This is a genomic window from Ruegeria sp. YTSC199 (genome assembly GCF_059609725.1).
On sequence record NZ_JBXWMF010000026.1, the window covers coordinates 46816 to 65499 of the forward strand.

15 protein-coding genes are annotated in these 18684 nt (G+C 54.6%); 5 read left to right on the forward strand and 10 right to left on the reverse strand.

Going from position 1 to position 18684, the window contains the following annotated elements:
- Window positions 1-222 precede the first annotated feature (222 nt).
- The 6 genes from AC2FEE_RS20310 to AC2FEE_RS20335 form a co-directional block, all read right to left on the reverse strand.
- The gene (locus AC2FEE_RS20310) at window positions 223-1218 is read right to left on the reverse strand and encodes an ABC transporter ATP-binding protein (protein ID WP_496867139.1); all 996 of its coding nucleotides are present in this window, start codon (window positions 1216-1218) and stop codon (window positions 223-225) included.
- Complete coding sequence (locus AC2FEE_RS20315; RefSeq protein WP_496867140.1) at window positions 1215-2249, reverse strand: Gfo/Idh/MocA family protein; 1035 nt, start codon at window positions 2247-2249, stop codon at window positions 1215-1217. The genes AC2FEE_RS20310 and AC2FEE_RS20315 overlap by 4 nt, the downstream gene beginning before the upstream one ends.
- Window positions 2246-3085: a carbohydrate ABC transporter permease gene (locus AC2FEE_RS20320; protein WP_496867141.1), complete on the reverse strand. Its 840-nt coding sequence runs from the start codon at window positions 3083-3085 to the stop codon at window positions 2246-2248. Before AC2FEE_RS20320 ends, AC2FEE_RS20315 begins: the two co-directional genes overlap by 4 nt.
- A gap of 10 nt (window positions 3086-3095) precedes the next feature.
- Window positions 3096-4037: a carbohydrate ABC transporter permease gene (locus AC2FEE_RS20325; RefSeq protein ID WP_496867142.1), complete on the reverse strand. Its 942-nt coding sequence runs from the start codon at window positions 4035-4037 to the stop codon at window positions 3096-3098.
- Between the two features lie 217 nt (window positions 4038-4254).
- Window positions 4255-5508: an ABC transporter substrate-binding protein gene (locus tag AC2FEE_RS20330; RefSeq protein WP_496867143.1), complete on the reverse strand. Its 1254-nt coding sequence runs from the start codon at window positions 5506-5508 to the stop codon at window positions 4255-4257.
- Between the two features lie 38 nt (window positions 5509-5546).
- Window positions 5547-6446: an N-acetylmuramic acid 6-phosphate etherase gene (locus AC2FEE_RS20335; protein WP_496867144.1), complete on the reverse strand. Its 900-nt coding sequence runs from the start codon at window positions 6444-6446 to the stop codon at window positions 5547-5549.
- Window positions 6447-6682: 236 nt separating this feature from the next.
- Between AC2FEE_RS20335 and AC2FEE_RS20340 the strand changes: the two genes are divergently transcribed.
- The 4 genes from AC2FEE_RS20340 to nagA are packed head-to-tail and all read left to right on the forward strand — an operon-like array spanning window position 6683 to window position 10548.
- The gene (locus AC2FEE_RS20340; protein WP_496867145.1) at window positions 6683-7600 is read left to right on the forward strand and encodes a glucosamine kinase nucleotide-binding domain-containing protein; all 918 of its coding nucleotides are present in this window, start codon (window positions 6683-6685) and stop codon (window positions 7598-7600) included.
- A 1-nt stretch (window position 7601) separates the two neighbouring features.
- On the forward strand, window positions 7602-8351 hold the full coding sequence (locus tag AC2FEE_RS20345) for a GntR family transcriptional regulator (protein ID WP_496867155.1): 750 nt from the start codon (window positions 7602-7604) through the stop codon (window positions 8349-8351).
- 32 nt (window positions 8352-8383) lie between these two features.
- Window positions 8384-9412, forward strand: coding sequence for an SIS domain-containing protein (locus AC2FEE_RS20350; protein ID WP_496867146.1), 1029 nt, complete (start codon window positions 8384-8386; stop codon window positions 9410-9412).
- Window positions 9409-10548, forward strand: coding sequence for an N-acetylglucosamine-6-phosphate deacetylase (gene nagA, locus AC2FEE_RS20355; RefSeq protein ID WP_496867147.1), 1140 nt, complete (start codon window positions 9409-9411; stop codon window positions 10546-10548). The genes AC2FEE_RS20350 and nagA overlap by 4 nt, the downstream gene beginning before the upstream one ends.
- Before the next feature lie 722 nt (window positions 10549-11270).
- Here nagA and AC2FEE_RS20360 read toward each other — a convergent pair.
- Complete coding sequence (locus tag AC2FEE_RS20360) at window positions 11271-14456, reverse strand: ATP-binding protein (RefSeq protein ID WP_496867148.1); 3186 nt, start codon at window positions 14454-14456, stop codon at window positions 11271-11273.
- Between the two features lie 374 nt (window positions 14457-14830).
- Here AC2FEE_RS20360 and AC2FEE_RS20365 point away from each other — a divergent pair, with 374 nt between their 5' ends.
- Window positions 14831-15889, forward strand: coding sequence for a hypothetical protein (locus tag AC2FEE_RS20365; RefSeq protein WP_496867149.1), 1059 nt, complete (start codon window positions 14831-14833; stop codon window positions 15887-15889).
- 2 nt (window positions 15890-15891) lie between these two features.
- On the opposite strand, the gene AC2FEE_RS20370 is transcribed toward AC2FEE_RS20365, so the two are convergent.
- From AC2FEE_RS20370 to AC2FEE_RS20380, 3 genes are read right to left on the reverse strand one after another with little or no spacing between them, the layout of a single operon-like run.
- Window positions 15892-16623 (reverse strand): TfuA-like protein, encoded by a 732-nt coding sequence (locus tag AC2FEE_RS20370; protein ID WP_496867150.1) that lies wholly within the window; start codon window positions 16621-16623, stop codon window positions 15892-15894.
- Window positions 16623-17891, reverse strand: a complete 1269-nt coding sequence (locus AC2FEE_RS20375) for a YcaO-like family protein (protein WP_496867151.1) — start codon at window positions 17889-17891, stop codon at window positions 16623-16625. The genes AC2FEE_RS20370 and AC2FEE_RS20375 overlap by 1 nt, the downstream gene beginning before the upstream one ends.
- A complete protein-coding gene (locus AC2FEE_RS20380; RefSeq protein WP_496867152.1) occupies window positions 17888-18163 on the reverse strand; it encodes a hypothetical protein in 276 nt (91 codons plus the stop codon). Before AC2FEE_RS20380 ends, AC2FEE_RS20375 begins: the two co-directional genes overlap by 4 nt.
- Window positions 18164-18684: the final 521 nt, after the last annotated feature.

Sequence of the window (18684 nt, forward strand, 5' to 3'; positions counted from 1 at the left end):
TCGCGAAAAATACCGCGACGCAACGGACCTACGAAGGCGGTCAATCAAGGTTATTCAGATAGCAACTTTTAATCCTACCCTTTCGCTACGGTAGGAACGGATCATCGTGACGCTGGCAAACCGGTCATATGCGTACTGTCTTCGAATGGCCGGATCTGGTGCACTGCTTTCAGGTTTGTGGGCCATCCAAACTCCAAAGCCACCCTTCTGCGCATCCCTTGCTTAATCCAAGCGTGCCCCTTCGCGATTGAAATAGTAAACTCTTTGCGGATCATAGCCGAGGCGCAGTTCCTGACCCTGTTCCACCGCAAACTGTCCGAACAGACGCGCAGTGATCTGAAGATCGTTCACCTTGGCAATGACGTTGGTATCGCCGCCGAGTTTCTCAACATGATTGACCCGAGCTGCAATCAGACCGTCATTGTCCAGGAACAGATCCTCAGGACGCACGCCCATTGTGCGGTCGTCGCCCTCGGACAGCAGCCCGGCGGGCAGAAAATTCATTGCCGGTGACCCCAGGAATCCGGCAACAAATTGATTGGCGGGATTGTTATAAAGCTCCATCGGGCTACCGATCTGTTCCACCCGCCCGTCACGCAGCACGACGATCTTGTCGGCAAGCGTCATGGCCTCGGTCTGGTCATGGGTTACGTAGATCATCGAGGCCCCAAGCTGCGCATGCAGCTGGGCGATTTCCAGCCGCGTGTTCATGCGCAAAGCTGCATCAAGATTCGATAAAGGTTCGTCAAACAGAAACAGTTTCGGCTGACGTACAATGGCCCGACCAATCGCCACCCGCTGACGCTGACCTCCGGACAATTCGGACGGGAAGCGATCAAGATAAGGAGCGAGATCCAGCATCCGGCTGGCTTCTTCCACCCGCTGGTCGATGACTTCTTTCGGTTGCTTTTCCTGTTTCAACGCCAAGGTCATGTTACCGCGCACATTCAAGTGCGGATACAAAGCATAGCTTTGGAACACCATGGCGATGCCGCGTTTCGATGGAGGGGTCGTATTGACCAGATCATCACCAATACAGATTTCGCCGGACGTGGCGTCCTCAAGCCCCGCGATCACCCGCAAGAGGGTCGACTTGCCACAGCCCGAGGGGCCGACGAACACGACAAATTCACCTTCCTCCACTTCAATGTCGATGTCTTTCAGAACGTGGACCGGACCGAAGGATTTGTTCACTTTGCGTAGGGAAAGAGCGGTCATGATGTCTCCTCTTTTAGGCTGACGGGTTGTCCGGTGCGCACGCTTGTGTCGGCAGCCAGGCAAATGGCAAGGGACCGCACCGCATCCTGCATGTGACGCGTGAGGTCGAGATTTTCAGAAATGGCCTCAAGCATATGGGCCTGTTCGGCATCACACAGCGCTTGATGGCCGGGTTCATCCGGCAAGGCGATCATCCGATCGCCTTCGGGGCGGTGGACCAGCAGCCCCCCAACGGCGGTGTGACTGTCAACATTGGAACTGTCCGATTTGTCCGCCTCGGTGATCGACACGGATCCGGCGGAGGAAATCACGTCTTTCACGAAAAATGCGGTTTCCGACATCATCGGCCCCCAGCCTGCCTCGTACCAGCCCACGGATCCATCGTCGAATGTGACCTGAAACTGGCCGTAATTATACATATCGGGGGAAATCTCATCAGACAGTCGCAGCCCGATACCATTCACCTGCACAGGGGCGGCGTCGGTGATCTGGCACCAAACATCAACATAGTGCACGCCGCAATCGACGATTGGAGCGGTCGTTTGCATCAGCGCCTTGTGAGTGTCCCACTCTGCGCCTTTGGATTGTTGGTTCAGGTTCATGCGGAACACGTAAGGTCCGCCAAGTGTGCGTGCCTCTTTGATAAGCCGCACCCAGCTCGGGTGATGGCGCAGGATATACCCGACCACCAGTTTTCGACCCAGCCGGGTGGCGGTGGCGACCACACGCTCTGCATCCGCCACCGTAGTGGCCAGTGGTTTTTCCACGAACACATGGGCGCCAGCTTCCATCGCCGCCACGGCAAAATTGGCGTGGCTGTCGGAATAGGTGGCGATGACCACAAGATCCGGTTTGGTTTCTGCCAGCGCTGCGTGGAAATCGTTAAAAACAGGATAATTGGCCAGTTCCGGCTGATCGACCCTTCCCGAGCGGTTCACAAGAGCAACAATCTCGGCGCCGTCGTGAGTATGGTGGGCAAGCGCGTGACTTGCCCCCATGTTGCCCAGCCCTGCAATCAGAACCCGGATCATTTTACCGCACCGGATGTGATGCCGCGGATCAACTGGCGCGAGAAGATCACGTAGAGGATCAGCACCGGCAGGATTGCCATCGACAGCGCGGACAGGACCGCGTTCCAGTCGGTCACGAACTGGCCGATGAAGACCTGGCTGCCCAAGGTGAGCGTTTTGGTTTCTTCGGCGGGGGCAAGGATCAGCGGGAACCAGAGGTCATTCCAGATCGGGATCATGTTAAAGACGGCCACCGTTGCCATGGCGGGGCGCACAAGCGGCAGCACCAGTTTGAAGAAGATCGTGTATTCCGAAAGGCCGTCAATCCGCCCCGCATCCTTCAGGTCATCACTGACCTGTCGCATGAATTCCGACAGGATAAACACCGCCAATGGCAGGCCCTGCGCCGTATAGACCAGGATCAACGCCCAAAGTGTGTTGACGAGCCCAGTCGAGACCATCAGTTCCAGAATGGCCACTGTGCCGATGCGGATCGGGATCATGATACCCAATGCGAGGTAAAGCCCCATCATCGTGTTGCCCCTGAAGCGATACTCGCTCAGCGCATAGGCCGCCATCGCCCCGAACAGCAGGACAAAGAACAGCGACGCAACGGTCACTATCATCGAGTTCTGGAAGTAGAGGAAAAAATCCCCTTGTTTCATTACGGTCTCATAGCCAACCATGGAAAAGCTCTCGCTATCCGGCAGGGCCAGGGGCTCGCGAAAGATCTTTTTGCGGGTCTTGAAGCTGTTGATCAGGATCACGAAGACCGGAAACAGCGCAATCAGCGTGTAAAGGATCAGCGCGCCATGCATGGCGGCAACATTCAGCGGGTTACGACGGGCTTGGTTCATCTCGACCTCCTTACAGCTGATAGCGGCGCATCCGGGTCTGGATGCCGAACAGGTAGCCGCAGACTCCGAGAAGAATGATCGCGAACATAGCGCCGGCAATGGCCGATCCCATATGAGGATCCCCCAGTTGCAACTGGAACCCAAAGAAGGTGCGATACATGAAGGTGCCCAGAATATCGGTCGAGAAATCCGGACCCGCCAATGCGCCCTGCGAGGCATAGATCAGGTCAAACGCGTTGAAATTGCCCACAAAAGTCAGGATCGAGATAATCCCGATCGACGGCAGTATCAGCGGTAGCTTGATCTTCCAAAAGGCAGCAGCACCGGTGATCCCGTCAATCTCACCCGCTTCCAAAATTTCTTCTGGAATAGTCAGAAGGGCAGCATAGATCAGCATCATCGGAATGCCCACAAACTGCCAGACCGAGATCAACGCCAGTGTGGTCAGTGCGTATTCTTCTTTGCCCAGCCACGGCGCAAACAGCGATTTCAACCCCACTGCGTCCAGCATCGACGGCGCAATCCCCCAGATCGGCGACAGGATCAGTTTCCATGCAAAGCCGACAATCACAAAGCTGAGGATGGTGGGAAGGAAAATGGCCGAACGATAAAGGGCTGCAAATCGTAGCCGAGGGTGACTGAGGATCGCGGCAAGCGCAATCCCGATCGGGTTCTGCACCAACATATGCACGATGAAAAACCAGAAGTTGTTGCCAAGCGCATTCCAGAATTGCTTGGACCAGATTGGGTCGAAAAACAGGGTGCGGAAGTTCTCCAGCCCCACAAAAATCCGAGTATGTTCCACCTCGCTGTATAGCGCGAGACGTAGGGTGTTGAAGAGCGGGAAGATCATAATCGCGGTGTAGACCAGCACGGCAGGGGCAAGGAATACAAGGATATGCCAGCGGATCGGGCTGCGGTTCTGCGCCCTTTTGGGCAGTGGGTCAGACATGCTGAGCTCTCCCGTTCTGTTGAGTGTCATGTATTCCCTCTGGCGAGGGAGCGGCCCCAAAGATTGCAGAGTATACACACGTCATGGCAAAGCCTCTCCGGGATCAGGCGCACAGCACCCGCCCAATCTTTGGTTCTAGTTCGTCTTTGCTCGAGGTTGTCCACCTTTTGGGTGGTAGGACGGCCGGAAAATGGTATCCGGCCGTCCGTTTCAGCCGTTACTTTTGCGGCTCGTACCAGGAGGCAAGCCCGTCCTGCAGCTTTGCGCCCAGTTCTTCCGGGGTAGACGTGCCTTTAATGGCGGCCACAGACGCGCCCCAGGTCTCGTTCTCGAGGTTCGGGGTGCCGCGCGACAGAATCTGATAGGTGGAACGGATGGTGCTTTCGCACTCACCGCGCCAAGCAACAATTTCCTTGGCCAGCGGATCAGTCAGCTCAACCGGTTCTTTGGACAGCGGGAAGAAACCGGGCAATGCATTGCCAAAGATCGAGGCAAATTCCGGCGATGCCACCCAAGCCAAGAATGTTTTGGCGGCTTCCGGGTTTGCAGTTTTGGCGTTCATACCAATGCCAATGTCCGTATGATCCGAGATATAGCAGGTGTCGCCTGCGTTCTGCACCGGCGGTTTGAAGGCTCCCATTTCAAAATCGGCCTGCGCATTAAAGCCCGAGATTTCCCAGCTGCCGGCCGGATAGATCGCGGCGCGCCCCAGCGTGAACAGGTTCTGGCTGTCGGGATAGGTCTGTGCTTCAAAGCCGTCCCCCAGATAAGCGGTCCATTTGGCTAGGGTTGCATAGGGTGCGGTCCAGGCCTCATCGGTCAGCTTCTGCTCGCCCGCGATCAGTGCCAGGCGACCTTCTTCACCTTTCCAGTAGTTCGGGCCAATGTTGTTGTAACCCATCGTGGCCGCTTCCCACTGGTCATTGGTGCCCATTGCCATCGGGATATAGTTCCCATCCGCCTTGAAAGCTTCCAGGGCGGCAAAGAATTCCGCCTCGGTGGTCGGAACCTCAACTCCCACTTCCTCAAACGCTTCTTTGTTGTAGATAAAACCGTGGATCACCGATGCCATCGGCACACAGAAGCTTGCCGAACCATCATCGGTCTGCCAGGCAGATTTCGCCACGTCCGAGAAGTTGCTCATCGCTTCCATGTCGCCAAGGTCGGTCAGATGACCGGCTTCGAACAGCGCCAGCGAGGCGTCAAACGGACGACAAGTGATGATGTCGCCAGCAGACCCGGCATCCAGTTTCGAATTCAAAACGGCATTGTATTCCGCCGGGGCCGACGGGGTGAACTTCACCTTGATGCCGGGATGGGCAGCTTCAAAGGCCGGGATAATCTTGTCCTGCCACAGCGCCAGATCATCGTTGCGCCAACTTTCAATCGTGATGGTCACGTCATCTGCCATAGCAGAGGTGGCCACCATGGCCGTGCTGGCCAGTGCCAGCGTCATCAATTTGCGTTTCATTGTTTCCTCCCAGTTTATTCCGCAGTGTTATCGTGTGATTACTCCTTGGTCAGGACCGACAAGGCCGGTCGCAAATGACCGTTGGTTCGGGTGATCAGGTCTGTAGCCTGGTCAGGGGTTGCCCCGGTGGCGATCAGGATCGCCTGCTTCACATCACCTCCGGCACGCCGCAGCGCGTCTTCGGCGGTGGCCTCCTCGTGGCCTGAAATCCGCGCGACAATCCCGGTTGCACGGGCGCGCAGCTTTGCATTGTCGGCATGCAGGTTGACCATCATCCCGTCATGCACATGGCCCAGATCCACCGCCATCAGGGTCGACAACGTATTGAGGACGATTTTCTGCGCGGTGCCGGCTCCCATTCGGGTGGAGCCCGACAGGACCTCAGGCGGGGTGGGCAGGCAAATTGCGTAATCGGCCAGGTCCAAAAGAGCGCTTCCTGCATTGTTGGCAATGCCAATCACTGCCGCGCCCCTGCTTTTGGCAATACGTGCGGCGGCCAGGGTGTAGAGGGTGCTGCCACTGGCAGAGACGGTGATCACCGTGTCCTTTGCCGCAAGCCCGAACAAGGCGTGGTTCAGCGCGTCAGATTGATCTTCGCTGTCGCCGGGCATTTCCGGCGTAGTGGGAATACCCCCGGCCATCAGAATTCGGATCTGCGCGGGCGGGATGGAAAAAGTGCCGCCCAGCTCCATCGCATCAGCGGCAGCCATCAGCCCCGAAGAGCCGGCGGCGATATAATAAAGGGTGCCATTGTTTCGGATGGTTTCCGCCATCACACGGGCAGCGGCGGCCATTTCGGCAGCGCTATGGCGAACCACCGCAGCGGCTTTTTGCTGACCATCCGCTAGAATACCTGCCACCACATCCAGCGGCAGGCAGTCCAGGCCCGCAGCCTTGCCATGCAGCTTTTCGGTGGTGTTTGCAGTTAGGTCAGTCATGATTGCAATGCGCGCCCTGGGCGCCTCCCCTCAACTCTTGTCAAACCGCCTGGGCAAGTCTGAAGACGAATCCGGTTTCAGTTATCCAGCGATCATACCTTTTAGATACCATTTGTCTACCATTTATTTTGTCGCCTCAATTTCGCCCCGAAAGTCGTGCCAATTAATGGTTTTTGGGTACATATTGGACTATTTTTTCCTTCCAATCTCCATACAGGTATTATATAGGTATTCTCATGACGACACGCACAGATCTTCCCTTTCTGGCCGTTGACGGCGGCGGAACGCGCTGTCGACTGGCCCTGCGCGACCCTTCCGGACAGATGCACGTGACAGAGACCGGCTCGGCCAATGTGACCAGCGATTTCTCTTCGGCCACGCAGGAGATTCGGCACGGGGTTGATACACTGGCACAGATCTCCGGACTGACAGTGGATGAGATCGCCGCGCTACCCGCCTATCTGGGCTTGGCCGGCATCACCGGAGAGGGCATTGCCATGCAACTGGCTGCGGCCTTGCCGTTTTCTCGAATCCGCATCGAAGATGACCGCCCTGCTGCATTACGTGGGGTGCTGGGCGTGCGGGACGGGATGGTTGTCCATTGCGGTACCGGGTCTTTCGTCGCTACGCAGATCGAAAGCCAGATGCGCTTTGTCGGCGGCTGGGGTCCGGTGCTGGGCGATGAAGCCTCGGCGCAATGGGTTGGCCGTCAGGCCCTGGCACGCAGTCTTGACGTTGTGGACGGGCTGATTGAAGCCTCGACTTTGTCAAACCACATTCTGACCACCCTGGACAGCCCTGCAGGAGTAGTGCGCTTTGCTGCAAGCGCCACACCGGCCCGGTTTGGTCGCTTTGCCCCAGAGGTCACGCGCTTGGCCGCCGAAGGCTGTCCGATGTCGCGCGCAATCCTGCAACAGGCCGCAAACCACATCGCGGCCACCCTGACCACTCTTGGTTGGCAGGATGGAATGCACATCTGCCTGACCGGTGGGATCGGCCCATCCTATGCACCCTATTTGCCCATAGCGATGAAAGCCGCCCTGCACGCCCCGGAAGGACAACCTCTGGATGGGGCAATTGCCTTGGCAAAAGATTTTGCCGCCGACTGCGCCACCAAAGACACCACGAGGAGAGAGACCCATGTCCGTTGCTGAAATGTCCGTCGCCGATTTTCTGCAGCCCGAAGGCTGGCTGGGCCACTCCCCCGGTCCGCGCTATGTGCAATTGCATCGCCGTCTGGAAAAAGGCATCAACAGCGGGTTACTTCCACCAGGCAGCTCGCTGCCGCCAGAACGTGAGATTGCCGAGATCACCGACCTGTCTCGTGTGACCGTGCGCAAGGCCATTCAGGAACTGGTCAAGACCGGCGCCATTGAACAGCGCCAGGGATCCGGGTCTTTTGTGCGCGAACCAGTGGGGCGCGTGGAACAGTTGCTGTCGCATCTCACCTCATTCACCGAAGACATGGAGCGGCGCGGGCTGACCACCTCGTCGACATGGTTGGAACGGGGCGTGTTCATGCCCTCACCGGAAGAGGTGCTGACCCTGGGATTGTCAGCGGGCGACAGCGTGGCGCGCATTCACCGGTTGCGCGAAGCGGATGGGCATCCGATGGCGCTGGAACGCGCGGCCTTACCCCTCGACATCCTGCCCAACCCACTTGCAGTGACAACCTCACTTTACGAAATCCTCGAACAAAGCGGCCACCGCCCGGTGCGCGCGATCCAGAAAATCTCGGCGATCAACCTTGACGCGCCCGAGGCCGAGCTGCTTGGCGTTACCGAAGGCGCGGCCGGTCTGAAGATCCAGCGTGTTTCCTATCTTGAGAGCGGGCGCGTGGCAGAGCTGACACGGTCAATCTATCGCAGCGACACCTATGACTTCGTGGCCGAGCTGCGCTTGTAGACCTGACCCATCCCTATGAAAAGGCTGCCGAAATGACCCAAACCATAACCCGCATGCGCGCCGAGATCAACGAAATCCCGCAAGCCGTGGACCGATTGCTGACCGAAGGGGCCGCCGCCATCGCCCAGACCAAATCCGCGCTGGCAGGCCGCGATCTGCCCTATCTCTTGTCAGTGGCGCGCGGATCGTCGGACCATGCGGCAACCTATCTGAAATACGCCACCGAATTACTATTGGGCTTACCGATGGCCTCGGTCGGCCCGTCCGTGAACTCGATCTATGGCGCTGAAATCCGAGCCAAGGGCGCACTTTGCCTGTCGGTGTCACAATCTGGACAAAGCCCGGACATTGTGCGTCTGACCGAAGCTTTTGCTGCCTCGGGCGCCTTTACCGTGGCAATCACCAATGACGCAGCTTCTCCGCTGGCCAAGGCCACCGCCGCCACTCTGCCAATCCATGCAGGCCCGGAATTGAGCGTTGCCGCCACCAAAACTTTCGTCACCTCACTGGTCGCAGGGATCTGGCTGCTGGCCGAACTGCGCGGCGATGTCGAGCTGATCCACGCCATCCACACTCTGCCCGACGCGCTCGACAAAGCCACGCGCTGTGACTGGACGGAAGCAGCCGAAGCAATCACCGGACAGTCTCTGTTTACCCTCGGGCGCGGCCCGTCCTGGGCGATCTCCAATGAAGCGGCACTGAAATTCAAGGAAACCTGCCAGATCCACGCGGAAAGCTATTCCAGCGCCGAGGTGCTGCATGGGCCGGTCTCCATTGTGGAGCAGGGCTTTCCGGTCATTGCCTTTGCGGCGGGCGACGCCGCCGAAGACACCGTGGCCGAAGTGGCCGATGCGCTGGCAGCTAAAGGCGCACATGTTTTTGCCACCTCCGGCAAGGTGCGTGAGGCAGACCCGTTGCCTCATGTGCGCACAGATCATTGGATCACCGACCCCATTGCTTCCATCGTATCTTTCTATGGCATGGTCGAAACCGTGGCCGCCGCGCGTAAGATCAATCCGGACACGCCGCGCCATCTGAGAAAGGTAACGGAGACCGTATGACACAGAGCGCGCAAGTTTTCCGAAATGGCCGAATCTTTGATGGCTCGACCCTGCGGGACGGTTTTGCTATGCGGTTTGAGGATGGTCGCCTGGCAGCGTTTGGACCGGACACAGACGTACCGAAGGACGGAGAGGTAATCGATTTGGGCGGAGATATCCTCAGCCCCGGATATGTCGATTTGCAGGTCAATGGCGGTGACGGCGTCATGTTCAATGACGATCCTTCGGTCGAAACGCTCCGCAGGATATCTTCGGCGCATTGGCGTCTGGGTGTCCGAGCTCTCCTGCCGACGTTGATTACTGACACAGCAGAGAAGACCCGGGCCGCAATTGCCGCCGCAACAGATGCCATCCGCGCAGGTGTGCCTGGAATCGCAGGCCTGCACCTAGAGGGTCCGCATCTTTCGATTGCGCGCAAGGGAGCACACGACCCTTCCCTCATTCGCCCCATGGAGCCGAGCGACCTTGATACACTATTGGCAGCTGCTGAGATTTTGCCTGTACTGAAGATCACAATCGCTCCGGAAAACGTTTCAGAGGATCAAGTCAGAGTGCTTTCTGCAGCTGGGGTGCTTGTGTCCCTGGGTCACACAGATGCCGGATACGACACTTGTCTTAAGTTTTTTGCCGCTGGCGCGCGCTGCGTCACACATCTCTTTAACGCCATGAGCCAGCTTGGAAACCGTGAACCCGGGCTTGTTGGAGCAACGCTTGCCGATGGGAATGTGTCGTCTGGGCTGATCGCTGATGCGGTGCATGTTCATCCTGAAACGATACGCGCGGCTTGGCACGCAAAGACCGGTCCCGGGCAAATCTTTCTCGTGAGTGACGCCATGGCCGTTGCAGGAACGGATTGTACAGAGTTCACATTGGAGGGACGGCAAATCCGGCGTGATGGCGGCCTCCTGACCTTGTCGGATGGGACATTGGCCGGTGCCGACCTCGATCTTACGCAAGCCATTCGAACGCTCGTCGAAAAGGTGGGCGTGCCGATCGAGACCTCGCTGCGGGCAGCAACCAGCGTTCCGGCGGCTCTGGCCGGAATCCCTCTGTCGACCCTCGAGCCGGGGCGCGGTATGCAATCAGACCTAATACGATTGTCACGGGATCTGAGCGCGGCTTCCATCCTGGCTTAAGAAAACGGTGTAAACCAAACGCCGGTTGAAAAAGCGCTGCGTGCCTGGCGCAGATTCCGGCATTCTTAAGCTGAGATTTTCCTCTGCCTTCAACCCAGAATGGTTGCAGCCGCATTCGCTTCTCAGATTCATCAAAAGGGGTTACAAAGCGGATTTTTGAAACTGGTCTTTAAGTTACTCATTTGACCGCGAAACTTACAGTCTCTACCACAACGCAAACCTCGAATACGCTTTTTGCTGTCCCGGGCAAACAACCAATGAGGTGCAGCAACGGATCAACCGCCAACACATTGCTTTTATTTGGTAGAGATGGTGCCCGGGGGCGGCTTCCTATAAATCATCTAACAATATGCAATATATCAATATTATTACGATCTTGCCTTATGATTACCCCCAAATATGCCCCCAAACGTAGCGCTTCTATAGGCGCGTTTGCGTCGAGTTTGCATGCTTCGGTTGTTGGAAAAAAATCTGAATCTTTCGGGCCATGGTAGCATGAAGTTCTGTGTTTTGTTACGATCTTCGTCCTTCAAGGTAGTGATGCAATCCTGAACGCATCTTGGTTCTGGAGATTTAACAGTTTTCGACATAGCGTGAATCAAGCCCACGTAGAGTACCTTTAGCCAGTTCGCGCCAGTTCAGCAAAAGTTTACGGGCACCTAGTTCGAGGAACCGGCTTTAGGGAATAAAGCAAAAATCTTTTGTAAAAGTACGAAAAACTACTACCTATTTTTTTCTCTTAAGGTCTCGAGCATTAATCGCGAGCCAACAATATCGACAGAGTTATCACTCTCTGGCACTGCAGCAAGAGCACGAGCCAATTTAATTGCTGCGTGCTCTCTATCACGAAACTGGTCCGGGATTTCAGCGTGGCTCATAGCGTTGCGCAAGCGGAACATCGGCGTCGCTTGGCGAACAGCTAATTCCTCGGCCTGAGTCAGTAGTTTTATAGTCCGATCCAAGAAACCGGCTGTTTGCGCCGCTACTGCCTGCATCCGTAGCACTTCTGGTCGCCAGACCTTGATACCAATACGATCAAACTCTTCGAGTTCGTGCGTCAACTCTTCGTAAGCTCGCTCCGGTTTGCCGTTGACAAGAAAAGCCTCGGCCAGAATACAAGCGTAGACTGGGAAATCCTCGTACGTCGCAATCTCGCGATGCCGAGACAAGCCTTCTTGGATGCGACGGAGGCCAGATTTCGGGTCACTGGTTATAGCCGTTACCCATCCATCAAGTATGTGACCAGAAAGACCATGGTCCGCAATGTCATGCTGAGCCGTCAGTTCAATCAACTCAGCCGAAATCGAGCGGACTGCATTCAAGTCGCGGCGGTAGAAGCTAACGAACAAAGCAGAGTCCAAAGCGTGAACCAAGCTGCCAAGGTGCTTGAGTTTGCGTGCCCAGGCGAGCGACGAGTCCTCGAATTTGACTGACGCTTTAAGCCTTCCTTGCATCCAACGTATTCGGGCAAACTCACCTTTCGCACAGGCCCTTGCGTCATGGTTCCCGTAAAGCTGAGCATGGTGCCGAAAATCACCTTGGCCATAAACTGCAAGACCCTTACGAAGATGCAGCTCGCTACGTTCAAAATCGGCCGCATGATAGTAGCTCGCCCAGCAGCAATGGTGCGCTTGTAACATCTGCTCGAGATGCGCCGTGCGTCCGAAGTTGATGCTCCGTTTTGCGCTTTCGAGCAAGCTTGTTGCTCGTACCAAGTGGGTATTAAAGTCCTTTGAAACCCTCCACCAACCCCACGCAATTGGAAAATGCGCTGGTTTTGTTGGTGACAGAGTGGTCAATTCCAACCCGCGGGAATAAAGCGCTTGAGTTTCTTCCGTCTGGGATCCTCGCGTAGCTATCAGTACCGGGCCCAGAAGCCCGATTACGTCAAGTTGCCGTTGGATTCTGTCCGCCCGATCAGGCAATGATTCCAACAATAATAAGCTTCTTCGTAGTATCCGGCGAGCTTCAGTCAACGAAGCACTTTGCAATGCTCGCTTCGCGGCTTCGATCCATAGTTCGATTGCTTGATCGTTGGAGCCGGCGCCGGCCATATGCAGGGCCAGGGTTTCTGGATGGCGCTTGGCTATGTCAGGGTAAACGCTTTCAAGCGCCACGGAGACGTCGGCATGCAACGATTTGCGGTTCTCTCGAAGCAGCGATTCATATGCGGCTTCACGAAGCAAGGAATGTGCGAATTCCAAGGTTCCACTTTTTCTTGTACGCAATATTCCTTGATCGACAAGGATCGCTACTCGTTCGTCAATATTGTCAATCCCCGCTGCTTGCCGTAGGACCTTGGTATCAACTTTGATTCCTATCACTGAAGCGAGCTGCGCGATTTCTTTGGCAACTCCGGCACGGTCCAAATGGGCAACAAGCAACTCGTGTAGCGACGCCGGCACAAATAGCCGTTCCGCTGTCTGTTCCTCAACAGTGGCTTCGCTGCGCAGTAGTTCGCGCGCAGTTTCCTCGACAAACAGTGGTATGCCATCCGTGTTTCGGCCAAGTTCTTGAATCAATCGCAAAGGAACTTCCTTATCTGCGAATAATTCACTTAGCATGGCTTCTGAAGTGTCTTTCTGTAGTGGTGAGAGCTGTATCACATCGACCAAATCGACGTTGCTCCAGTGGGGTTCGAATTCAACTCTTGCACTCATCAACAGGAGCAGTCTGCTCGACCGCATCTCAGTAAGAAGCCTCTCCAACAACGTGATTGATGTAGGATCAAGCCAATGCAGGTCCTCGACGATAATGCAGGCAGGATGCTTCTGCGCACGCGCTAGCAGTACACTAGAGATGGCGGCAATGGTGCGCTCCCTTAGCGCTTCCGGTCTCATCACGTCTGCATCGGCATTTGCTACCGGCAACCCGAGCAGATTTGCTACCAATGGCGCAGCGTCCTTAGATAACAATTCGTGATCAGACCAACTTGCAGAAAGCGCTTCGGCAAAAAATTCTAGAGATTTGGCTTCGGTGACCCCCAGCAGATTTCGAAGACCCTCGCGAAATGGAAAAAGTGGTGTGTCCTTATCTAGATGTGAAGCCTGTAGATGTAACAATAGCGAATCATGACCGACGTGCCTCTCGATAACCTCTTGCAACAATCGAGTCTTACCCATTCCCGCACCTGCCTGAACCATAGCCGCGGTACCGTAGCCATCAAGAGTCCTCTGCCAAAACTGTGCTAGTTGAGTGAGTTCTTTGTCGCGCCCATGAAACGAAGTCATATGAGCGAAGGATGTAACCCGGGCAAATGGACGGGTGCTGACTCGGAGCACACGCCATGGTGAATGTGCGTCTGCGAAACCATGCAATTTCGTCGCTACGATCGGTAGGCACTTGAACCGGTCTGAAATGCGTTGGTGTGTGGTTTCAGAGACCACAATTTCATTAGGCCCGGCTAGCCCTTGAAGTCGGGCAGCGAGGTTCGGGGTGGAACCAATAATGGAGTTCTTTTCGAGTGTTCCCTCCGTGATATCGCTGACGACAACCAGTCCTGTTGCGACGCCAAGTCGAACAGACAACGGCACATTTGCAGGCGTAGTTAGTTGGCCAATTCCATCTTTGATAGCAAGGCAAGCCCGTACAGCGCGCTCTGGATCATTTTCGTGAGCGATAGGAAAGCTGAAATAGGCTAAAATCCCGTCGCCTACGAACTGCCCAATCGTACCACCAAACTTGGTGAGCAGTTCAGCGCAAAAGGCCCGATATTGGCGGATAACCTCCAACAAATCCTCGGGGTCCAAACGTTCACCTATTTCTGTCGAACCCACCAAGTCGACAAAAACTACAGTCATTGGCCTGCGTTCACCCACCCGGCGTTGTTTGGACACCGCTGCAGAGCCAGCGGAATTAGTATTTTTCCTGCTTAAATCCTGATCGCGCGAAGGGTAAAACTGCGCCATGGCCACCATTTTTGGTTAAGGCAATGCGATAAATAAGTCGAAACACTTAATGGACCGTAAAATCGCCTAGCCACGTTGGAAATGTACCTAATTTGATACTATAGTGGATAATACAAAGTAACTCCATGACGCAGGATCACAAACTATAACAGTACAAATGCTAGTTCTCTTGCGGTAAGTTCCAGACCAAGCCAAGTTAGACGAAGACTACTTTTCAATCGATGCAAATATTCTGAAACTGCCCGGGGGCGCGTGGGTGCAGGTCATATTATTACTCCAAGATCTTTTTGAGATCTGCACGCGCAATACATCCAGATTTGAGTCATTTTGGTTTCCGGACCAATTTACTTTGATATTGAGCTTTGGAGGAGAAATTGGGTGCCATTAGCATAGCTTGGTTCTTTTTGGTGCTTTCGACTTGCGTGGAATGTGACGCTCTGGAACCACAGATTGAGTTAATCCCGATCCGCGATATTAGCTCTGCTCCAGCAGAGGTTCAGCAGGATTGCGACGCTGCATTTGTCATCAATCGCAGCTGTGTAACCGATCGGTCGCCATTTTCACCAGGCGCTCCCGATGTGCCGCCAGACTGCATCGCCTCGCTGTCTTCGCAACAGGCTTCGCTGATGGAACGCGTATTCCAAGTTGCCCCCCAACAGGTTCAGAACAGACTTTGCTCTCTAGAGGGATTATATGTGTCTCCAGGTGGCGCATGGTTCAAACATATCAATGAGATGCCTTACCTTGGTCTTCCCGAGGGAACATTTAAGAACTCTCCCACCTTTCTAGAGGCCAGAAATAACAGAGCGTCAGCATTCTGGGGGAAAACGATCACTCCGTTTCTTTCCGCCACCGCTGGCGAAAACAAAGAACTAGAAACTGAATGGGCGTTGTTGGCAAACGTCGCACACGAAATCGGGCACTGGTTGGAGCCGTACTCTCGCGCGTCAACCAAAGATTGCGCGCCTTCCTATCCTACCGGTGTGTGCAATCTTGACCCAGAGTCGTACTTTTTTCCGAGCTGGAGTCACTATGCGCCACCAAGCCTAAAAGCTCCGTGGCTACATCCTTGGGGGATTTCACTAAGGCCAGAAATCATCCGTATTCGAGCGAACCTGTTTGCTCGGGCTTCTCCAGAACAATTCTATGACGATCTTTTGCGCTCGTGTACGAGGCATGCCCATGAAGGACCAGGACTACAGGGCGAGTTTGCAACCTTTTTCGCCTTGACTTCGCCTAGCGAAGATTTTGCGGACGGTTTTATGTACTTCACACTATGGAAAGCAGGGCTTTCAAGTTTAGTCATCAAAGGCGATAACAAGAATTACGATCTTATTAGTGTATTGTTCGATAGTAATTCGGAAATTTTAGATTGCGGGTTTTCAAAGAAACGCTCCATCCTAGAGCTATACTGGCAAGCCCTTCCAAACTAGGTCTACTTTTGATCTTTGGAACTCAAACGGCGAGTTGCATGAAGCCACACTTCGGTGGAGGAAAACGACCACTTCGGATACGCACGCTCTATATCGCGGGAAAGATGATCACGTATCGCTTTGATCATCAGGTTGGCATCCAATTGCTTTTGGCTAACACGACCATTTGGCAACCAGCCATTTAACGGTTCGCCTATACTAGGTGGCACACGCTCAATGATCGCCGACCAGGTCCGGTGTTTGAAGTGTAATTCAGCAGATACCGTTAATACCACTTGCGCGCTAACCTTATCGAGAACACCTTTTTCGACAGCGGAATTCATCGTTGCTTGCACATCGACCAACGCTTCCGTGATAGCGGCGAAACCGAGCTCCACTGGACCGTGGCAGACCGCCACATCGGCGTCGTCCAAGATTGGCGTGTCGCGGTATGCTTCAAAGATTTTACCGACTCCACGCATTCCATAACGGTGCAATTCAGCAGCACGAATAGCACCCATACTCGCTGCACCCCAAACGCTGATCCCTTGAGCCAAGGCCCAGAGTATCTCCTTGTGCCAGATGCTGAGCGTTGTCTCAAAAAGACCGTCAACTATACCAATCGCATCGGGACTCTGTTGGGCCACCTTGAATAGATCGCCATGTTTGGCTGGGGGGTACCATATTAAGTCGGGTCCAGATGCCTCGTCACGGTTGGCAGGAGGAACAGAAGGGCCAGCAAAAACAGCAAACATCATAGCCTAGCGGCCATACGTAGTGCTCGCGGGCCGGCTTTATACCCAGGGTGGTTGTGCGGCTGCTCAAGTTCTGGGACGACGATACGCACCACGGGGATTTGTATAGCGGTATTGCTGAGGTCGGTTGCGACAACTCGGTTAACTCCGACGCGGCGCAAGCATTCTAAAAGCCAGCGCAAATCTCCCCCCAAGTCCTGACTGTCAATGCCAGATGAGCCGGGGAATGGTCGTTCGGCTCCGCTGCTAAACATTTCGAGTAAGATCTGGGCAGCTTTCTGATCGAGCGTCCGTTCCTCGATCTCTTTCAGGTCGTCACGCGCACCGGAAATGCGGGTCACCCGCGACTGTGCAGCCTCCGTAAGGGATCTTGTAAGTGCAACGGTCGTCGATGGGTGACAACCGGAACCACCAACCGCTGACAGTGCGGGGTTTATGTGCGAGCGATCATCATTCAGTATGGCAAAAAAAGCAGGAACCCCAATATCAGAGGTTATGTCCCAAATCGAAACAGATAGTCCTGCCTTATGAAAAAGGTCCAAGAGTTTTTTGGCTTCGGCATCTTCAATTGTCGCTAGATCAACCCGTGTCGTTGCTCTGGATGCTAGCGGTCGAGCGTGCCAAAGCGCTAACGCATCTCGCTCTATTACCTCGCAAATTGCTGTACACACTGCCTCAAGAAGTACGTTCCCGGAGCCCAAGCCATTGCTGCTGGACATAAAGGAACCGTCTGTAGGGTGCCGCGGCAGCGTGGAATCGACGTGAACAGACGCGGCCGGCAACCAACAAATCTCCTGCTGCAATAAGTCCCAGCCTTCGATCCAGCGCATTGGCACATCGTCAGGCGGTGCTTGGGATCCTCCGACCAATGGCGCTACGACTGAGGCATCTGGTGCTAGGCTCGAACGTGTTGACACCGTGATTGCCCGACTAATTTCCTCAGCGTGAAAAAACTCGACGGCTTCCATGAGCGCGGATGCAATAGCTTGTGCGTTAGTCAATCCCTTTCCTTGTGATACAGAAATAGATCGCGCGTTCGGGCGAACAGCAATTGCCACCGGAATTCCGACATCGTCAAGTCCAGTGTTCAAGCCTAATCTGGTAATTCCAAACTCAGCAAGCACGGGACGAAGAAGTGAAATAGTCTCTTCAGGCGCAAGCACTCGGTGGGTGCCTAGAAAGAAGTTCTTTCTGGTTGATGCAAACGCGACATCACGAATTGTTCTGGTGTCGCAGACCCACATTTGAATTCTCCAAATATTGGTCAATCAGTCGGGTTAAGATACGGAGCTCCACCTGGAAGAACTAAGTCCTGACCGTCCCTAACTACCAGATCCGTTTCTTCGACGCTCAGTAAAAGCGCCACCGACATCACACCCGGCAAATTGGCATCCCCAAAAAGACTCTTGATCGGGTTACTTTCATTAAATTCCAGCTTTTGAACGCTTGCGCTGGGACAGTAGTAAAAGTTACCATTTTGGTCTTTGACCAATATATCAGGTGTCTGTTCTGTTTCTGAATTTCCGTCTTGTTGTCCCATTTGAATCTCCCTTGGCAGCTACATCACTAACGATAGGCAAGTCGGTTTCCTTCATGCAAGCTTATTTCATTAATCAGTTGGCCCCTGCAGTAGCAAACACGACCTCTCGGTTTGAAACTTACACCGCTGCCAAAAACTGACAAACCCTGTGTGTGAAAAGCCCAGCCAGATAATGATGCACCCGGGTGCAATTGAACGAACTCGAACAAGTAAGTGTTCATGGACTCGCTTTGAAAACTGCTTCGTCTTTGGCCTTCTATGGGAAGCAGGTTGCAATTCCACGAAGGCGCATGTGTTCAATCCAACCAAAGTAAAAGTTAAAATCAAACTAGAACATTGGTCCGCGTTCAGTTCTGTGCCCACTGAAAAGCGCGTTGCACCCGGGTTCAATGTACGCCCGGCAGCGAGCAAGACTTCCCTACAATCCAGTTTTGAACCCGGATGTGTCTGACGTCAGCGCCAATGGGACAGTTTAGGTCGATTTGATAAGAGAGGGTTTCTGGCTCATCGTAACCGCCAAG